The organism is Fructilactobacillus florum DSM 22689 = JCM 16035, from assembly GCF_001436645.1.
GTDB lineage: Bacteria > Bacillota > Bacilli > Lactobacillales > Lactobacillaceae > Fructilactobacillus > Fructilactobacillus florum.
In genome coordinates this window covers 1-790 of record NZ_AYZI01000027.1, presented here as the reverse complement: position 1 = coordinate 790, position 790 = coordinate 1, and the positions used below count along the sequence as shown (strand labels likewise).

Sequence of the window (790 nt, the reverse complement as noted above, 5' to 3'; positions counted from 1 at the left end):
AACTTGGTTTTCATAATCTCCTCAATCTCTCGTGGAGAATAGCCAAGATAGTCGCTCATATCGCCTAGCATCGCAAAGATTTTTTTGCGCTGGTCAGGTGTTATCCTGCGTCCATCGTCGATAATGAGTTCCACGGTTGGTTGCTTACCGTCTGACCATCTTCGCAATCTGCTTATATCAATATCTTCATCAACATTAAGCGTTACTTGCTTGCCAGTTACTCTCGTTAGTTGTCCAAACATCATAACCACCAGATTAGATAAAGAAAGTTGTAGATGATAATAGAAAATAGCAGGAAACTAACGCCAATGAATCCAATGATTAAAATGATTGATATTAGCGTCATAGCGTCTACAATGCATTTTTTCCAGTTGTAATTCTCAAAATGTTTTTTAATTTTTTCTTTCAACGATCACACCTACCAATCCAGCTACTGCGCCGATTAGCCATAGCCACCAAAGCTTAATCATGAAACTTAGGAATACCAGCATAATCAGTGCAAATAAAATCCCACCGCAACAATTTGTTCTCGAAAACATAATCGCCAAAATTACAAACATAAGGATAAATAACAGCATGCTACACTTCCTTTTCTTCAAACGTGCCTGAACGACTGTCGTATCTAGCAATCGTTACTGGCATTGATATCTTTCGACAAACATCGCAATTCTTAAACTAGCGTCCGCTGTCATCTTGGTTGGCTTAACGTCTACAACCTTGATGATTTTTCCGTTTTCGTCCCGATAGACAAAATCGGGAGTGTAACGCCGTCTGCGCCGTTTTTTACCAT

1 protein-coding gene is annotated in these 790 nt (G+C 39.5%); it reads right to left on the bottom strand.

The window, feature by feature from the left end; translation table 11 throughout:
• The coding region (locus FC87_RS06640; RefSeq protein ID WP_235804446.1) for a putative HNHc nuclease at window positions 1-245 on the bottom strand (245 nt) is incomplete at its 3' end.
• Between the last annotated feature and the right edge of the window lie 545 nt (window positions 246-790).